Here is a 6,212-nt window from a genome sequence, read left to right as displayed (position 1 = left end):
GCAGCATCAATGCCAAACAGGCGCTGCCCTTCGGGTTCTGCCTAGGGGCGATTTACTCTTTGTTGCCTACATGGATGTAGGTAAGGGGCGTGAGCAGGACGCGGAAGCTTTGCTCGGTTTTTACTTAGCCCACTAGGTTACAAACCTCGCGCCGCGATTAAATAGCCCCTAGTTTGAACGAATCTTAATCCGTAAAGGTCAACAGACCCTAGTTTAATCAGCTGTTATTTAACTAAACGCCACCTCCATGAAGTGGCGTTTAATATAGATATAGCATCATGAAAAGGCCTTTAATTTAAACTTTAAATAATCGTACTTATTTTATTTCTACCTTCTGTTTTTGCTCGGTATAAAGCCGTGTCTGCGGCATATAACAGCGCCTCGTAGTTGCGGTACTGGTTATTATTTTCACTGGCAATTCCTTGGCTTACCGTAATTTTAACCTCTGGCGGCAAGCCTATGTCGGTAAAGCTCATTTGTGCAATTTGTTGTTGTATATGGTTGGCCACAACCGTGGCGGTTTTTATATCGCAACGGGGTAAAATAATTGCAAACTCTTCACCGCCATACCTAGCAGCTAAACACTCTCTAGATGGAATGCATTGTAATAGCATTTTTGCTATTTTCTGTAAGCATTTATCGCCTTTAATATGCCCATAGGTATCGTTGAATTTTTTAAAGTGGTCAACATCAATCAATATGCTGGTTAGAGGTTGTTGGCTTTGAATACTCTCTTGCCAATATTTTTTTAATGACTCATCTAAAGCTAAACGGTTAGCAAGCCCAGTTAAATGATCGGTTGAGGCCTGTACTTTTAAACGGTTGTACATGGCTTTATGGGTACTAAGATCGTGAAGTATACACACGTACAACTTTTGCGCCGATGCGAGACTTTTAGGCATGCTTGAGATTGATAGGTCGGCTTCAATCACATCGCCATTGGCTTTATTAATTGTAACTTCATTAGGGCCATAGCTTAGCGCTGTATCTTTAATGCTAATCCAATTCGATAGGGTTTGCTTATACTTTTCAAGGTCGGCATCGTTTAAAAATGTTAATAAATTATCACCAATCAATGACTGCTGTGAGTGACCAAACAATTGCGCAGCTTTTGGATTAACAAACTCAAAATCACCTTGTTCATTAATTACAAATATTCCTTCAGCAGTGCCATTAAACAATTCAATTAAAGCACTAAATTGAGCATTTAAAAAAGGGCTCGATGAAGCACAATCGAAGGAGAGCGCTTTATCATTTTTAATTGCTGCAGTTTCTTTGTTATTAATTTGTTTAGACACGTTTTAGCCTTAGCATGGTACAGACGTTTTTGATGTCTACAAATTTACTTAAAAAAGTGCAATTAAACCTTTCGGTAACCTTCTGTTTTTAACTTTCTGATATTTAATGATAAAAACCATGTTTGCACAGGTTTCAAGTAACCTATGCAAGGTGAAAATTAGTTACTCAGCAATTGAAAGTTGAGGTTTTTATTATAAATTAGTAATAAAGGATAGTTATTAATGATGCTGCTTGGTATGTGTAAACGTTAAAGTGTTTGGCTTATAAAATTGCAAAGGAATAAATCAGCCCTGTGCAATTTAAAAATCAATAATTAATCGTTGTTAATTAATTTTCATCTCTATTTTCAACTTGCGGATCAGTGCTTTCATAGGCTGTGCCGTTGCACTCAACATTAAATATCAAACAGGCAGTACCTGGGTTTTCATCGGTATCGATAATAGTAATTTTGCGGCCATTATCGCTTACTTTAAAGCTGAAGTTTTGGGCGCAAGGCGTTTCTTTATCGACATCAGTAATAGTCGCGCCAGTAAATAAAAATCCATTTTCAATTGTGGTTTCATCTAAACTATAAATGCCCGCAGTCTCGGTTCTTACAACTCCGCCGCCAGTCACTTCTTTACCATCTATAGAGTATGTAAAGTTAGCTTCGTCGTCACTGCCTAGTACAATGTTAACTGTAAAGTGAATTAGTTCTTGAGTGTTATTCATATTATTTCCTTTTTTATTCATAGTCATAGTTTGAAATTAGTAATGCCTAGTTTTACTAGATTTGCTTTTATTTTGGGGATTTCGTCAGCTCGATTTAAGCAAGTGTACACCTGTACCAGCGGGTATGTGATACGAACACTTTGATCTTTTTCTGCTGTTTTAATAATGGCTTGAAGCGCATTTAAGCAAAACTGTTCTCGCTGCTTGCTGGTTGTACTTAACTTAGCTTTAAGTAAATTAACCCGTATCGGTATTATGTTATCGCCAATTTTCATTTGATTAGCTATGTACTCTTGATAGTTTGTATCACTCTCCAGCGCAATTAATAACTCCTGTGCTTTGTGCTGTGACAGCCTATCAATAAAATAGTGTATAAGGCTTACTTGTGTATTTATAATAAATTTATTGTCGAAGTATTGATTTTTGACAAATTTAATAATTTCATTTACTTGTTCATTAATATTTTTATCGGCTGAAAGCATCAATTGGTAGGCTAAAAAGCGATAGTATGAATCTTGAAAGTACTTACTTTTAGGATCCTGCAATATAGCGTTATTAATTGTATTAGTGGCTTGCTGTGCTTTTTCGTAGGCAGCTTGTCTATTGGGTAAATAACTTAAAAGATAGCTTTGCTGAATATAAGTATAAGCTAAACTGCTTGATAAACTTGCATCATCGGGATAATTCAATAGCATATTTGACAATTCACTTGAGGCATTTACATACATGGTTAGCGCGGCATTAAAATCACCGAGCCCTTCTTCGGTTTTAGCAAGCCAGCTGATGGTATCTGCTTTATCGCGCAATAAGTTTTTATTATTGGGTTTAAGCTTAAGCGCTTTGTTTTTAAGGGCCAGCGATTTTGTAAAGCTTTGTTTCGCTGCAGTGTAGTTAAATTGCTTTAAATACAAAGAGCCCAGCGAATTATGCGAATACGATAGCTCCATAATCGAGTTAAAATCATTCGGTGCTAATGAATACATTTTCTCACTGTAGGCATGATATTTTTTAAATAATGGCTCAGTGGCTGCGTAATCGCTTTTATCATAATGAAGCTGACCGAGCCAAAAAGCATTGGCACCGGCAAGCGTGAGTAACTCTAAGTTGTTTGGTTGGATTTTTAATAATGCTTCAAGGCGAGTGCGGGCGTTTTCAAAGGCGGTGAAGGCCTCAATGGTTTTACCGCGCGAATAGGCCACTTCCCCCATGGCTTCCAAAGTTTGTGCGTACTGAAAGCGACTTTTAAATTCGGCTTGTTGATTACTAAAGTTAAATAGTGAGCTTGGCTCCTCGACTTGATTGGTAAAATACTCAAGTGCTTTATTACTAATTCCATCGAGCAAATCCATACGCTTAACGCTGCGCAGTTTATCGGCAAAGTCACCGACCATAAAGCCAAGTAGGCTTTCGGCTTCTTGGCGCTTTTGCTGTGCAAGTTGCTGCGCTTGAAAACTAGTGAAGCTCATGAATAGGGCAACACAGGTAAGTAAGCAAAGCAGTGCGATCGTGCCGCGTTTTATTATTGTTTTTGTTTTACTATTTTTGAGAGAGTTATTTATAAGGGCGCGTTCGTCATTGTCTAGTTTGAATATATTGTCGTTTAATAAGGTAACGGCTTCTTGCAGTGGTTTACCCGGCGCTAATAGGTAAGCGCTACTTTTATGTTCATTAAGCCACTGTTGCGTGTGGTGGTGCAAACGGCTTTTAATAGCAAGGGCATCTTTATGATCGTTTATCCACTGTTTAGCACGTGGCCATTGGCGTAATAATGCCTCGTGGGCAAGGCTAAAGCAGGCTTCTTGGTTTTGTAAGTGCGATACAAATAAGCGACTGTCGACCATGGCTTGTACAAGCTCTTTTTGGCTGGTGTTGGTTAATGCTTGTAAGCGGGCCGCACGGCTAGTAATGGTTTTACCATCTGGGTTTAGCGTCACTAACTGCGATAATACGCTTTTTAGTTGCTGTTGTTGTTTTGCGCTCAGCCCAATAAAAACATCTTCTGCCTTTTTACCAATAGCGCCTTCAATACCGCCGAGTTTTTCATACACGCTGTGCAATAACTCATTATTTTCACTGCGCTGTAAATACAGCTCTTGCAGTGTGTATTGCAGCATGGGCAGGGCATCAGGATTGTTGGCGGTATCTGCACACAGTATTTCATCCAGCGGAGTTTTGGTTTGCGGGTCGTGTGAGAACGTTAAATTAGCGGTTAATGCCGGCAAGCGAATAATTTGTTGTAGTTCCTGGCGGTTGGGAGGGGTTAAATCATAATGGGCGCCATTCGCTTTTGCGGCCATAAGGCTGGGTTGCTCTACCACTAAAGGGTAAAAGTCGTTACGACACGCACTAAATACGATCACCGCTTTAGAGGTGGCTAAACGTTCAATAATCGATAAAAAATGACTTCGGGTGTTGGGACTAAATAGTGGCGATGAAAGCAGCACCTCTAAGCGGTCTATAAACAAAAAAAACTGCGGTGTGTTTAGTTTTGTATTTGCCTTACTGATTGCAGTTTGTAACGTGTTTATCACTTCGTCAATTGTGTGCTCTAATTGCTGCGCCAGTGTTTGCGAGCTTAATCCTTCAAATACGGGGTGTTGGTTTATATCCCAATCAAGCATGGCAGAGGCTAAATCTAAATACAGCCTAGTTTGATGCACATCTGCAAAGTCGAGTTGGGTGTACGACATCACTCTAATGCCGTTATAGCCTCGCTCGTCGAGTAGTTTTGGCAATATACCCGCATTAACTAATGATGATTTACCCGTGCCACTAGGGCCAAGAATTAAACAAAATGCGCGCTGCAATGTTACTTGGTTTGATACGTTTTCGAGTAAGGTGGTGATGGCTTGGTTACGACCAAAAAATAAATGGGTATCGGTTGGGTTATACGGGCTTAAACCTAAAAAAGGAGAACCGCCTTGCCACGTGTTTATAGAGCTTGATGTATCTTCTGCAAATGGAAACTCAAGTTTTGCAATAATACGGTAGCCGCGTTTGCGAATGGTTTCTATGTATAGCGGGGAGCTTGCCTTATCACCCAGTGCTTTTCGCAGTTGTGTGATGGTTTTATGCAGTGGGTTATCGCCTACTTCAATGTTTTGCCAGCACTGATTGAGTAATTCGTCGCTGGTGACCATATCGCCTTTTTGTAAGCAAAGATATAATAATACATCCATTGCTTTAGGTTCTAATTGCGTTACTTTTTCAGCACATTGTATACAATTGCTGGCAGGTGTTACCTGCCAGTCGCCTAGATAAAAAGGTGATTGATGCATAAGGACTCGTTATTATTTTATTTGTAAGCACGCTTAATTAATTTAATATGATTTAAAATCATATTAAGGTTTTTATTTATTTTAGGTCGCTTTTATTAAGCGTAACAATGCGTTGTGGAAACGGAATTTCAATATTGGCATCGTTAATCGCTTTATACACACCGCCATTTATTGCGAGTTTAGTTTCAATAATTTTAGTGGTGGGCACCCAATAACGATAACTAATGGTGACGCCGCTATCAGCAAAACGTTCTATACCAATTTGTGCATTTGGGTGTTTAGCTACGAGTTCATGATTGACTAATACGTTTTCAATAAGGCTTATCGCAGTATCACTACAGGCACTGTAGGCTATGTCTATTTCACCTTTTACCAGTGAATAATTAAATGAGTTATGCAGAATTTCGCCAACAATATGTTTGTTAGGAATGGTTATTTCTACTTTTTCTTCATTAATTAATATGGTGTGCCCCAGCTCAATTACTTTTACTTGGCCACTAACGCCTTTTACTTCTATGGTATCGCCAACCACAAATGGCCGCGTAGCAATAATAGCAAGCCCTGCGCCATAATTAGAAAGCATACCTTGTAACGCTAAGCCTGCGCCTAATGAGGCGGCACCTATTGCAGCTACAAATGGGGTCACACTAATGCCAATTTTACCAAGCGCAATAATGATCACCATAATGATCAGCAGTACTTTTACAACATTACTGACAAAATTAGTCAGGGTGATATCAATGTTATGGCGGGTCATTAAGTTTGCGACAACTTCGGCGAGCTTTTTAGCGACCCACAGGCCAACGAGTAGAATAAAAATAGCGCCCACTATTTGCATACTGTAGGTAACTAAATACTCGGTAAGTAGGGCGTAGTACTTTTCAAATTGCTGAATTTCGGAACTGATCATGCTGGGCTCTATTT

The 6,212-nt window shown here is 39.4% G+C and carries 4 protein-coding genes; all 4 read right to left on the bottom strand.

Going from position 1 to position 6,212, the window contains the following annotated elements:
- Nucleotides 1-302 precede the first annotated feature (302 nt).
- The 4 genes from CWC14_RS11825 to CWC14_RS11810 all read right to left on the bottom strand — a co-directional run bounded on the left by CWC14_RS11825 (nucleotide 303) and on the right by CWC14_RS11810 (nucleotide 6,198).
- Nucleotides 303-1,298, bottom strand: a complete 996-nt coding sequence (locus tag CWC14_RS11825; protein ID WP_138563077.1) for a sensor domain-containing diguanylate cyclase — start codon at nucleotides 1,296-1,298, stop codon at nucleotides 303-305.
- A gap of 328 nt (nucleotides 1,299-1,626) precedes the next feature.
- Complete coding sequence (locus CWC14_RS11820) at nucleotides 1,627-2,010, bottom strand: DP-EP family protein (protein WP_138563076.1); 384 nt, start codon at nucleotides 2,008-2,010, stop codon at nucleotides 1,627-1,629.
- 23 nt (nucleotides 2,011-2,033) lie between these two features.
- Complete coding sequence (locus CWC14_RS11815) at nucleotides 2,034-5,288, bottom strand: nSTAND1 domain-containing NTPase (RefSeq protein ID WP_138563075.1); 3,255 nt, start codon at nucleotides 5,286-5,288, stop codon at nucleotides 2,034-2,036.
- Nucleotides 5,289-5,364: 76 nt separating this feature from the next.
- Complete coding sequence (locus CWC14_RS11810) at nucleotides 5,365-6,198, bottom strand: mechanosensitive ion channel family protein (protein WP_016899673.1); 834 nt, start codon at nucleotides 6,196-6,198, stop codon at nucleotides 5,365-5,367.
- Nucleotides 6,199-6,212: the final 14 nt, after the last annotated feature.

The sequence above is a fragment of the Pseudoalteromonas sp. S3260 genome (assembly GCF_005886925.1).
In the GTDB taxonomy this organism is placed as follows: Bacteria; Pseudomonadota; Gammaproteobacteria; order Enterobacterales; family Alteromonadaceae; genus Pseudoalteromonas; species Pseudoalteromonas tetraodonis.
The sequence above is the reverse complement of the archived record's forward strand: the minus strand, read 5'-3'. Positions and strand labels throughout refer to the sequence as shown.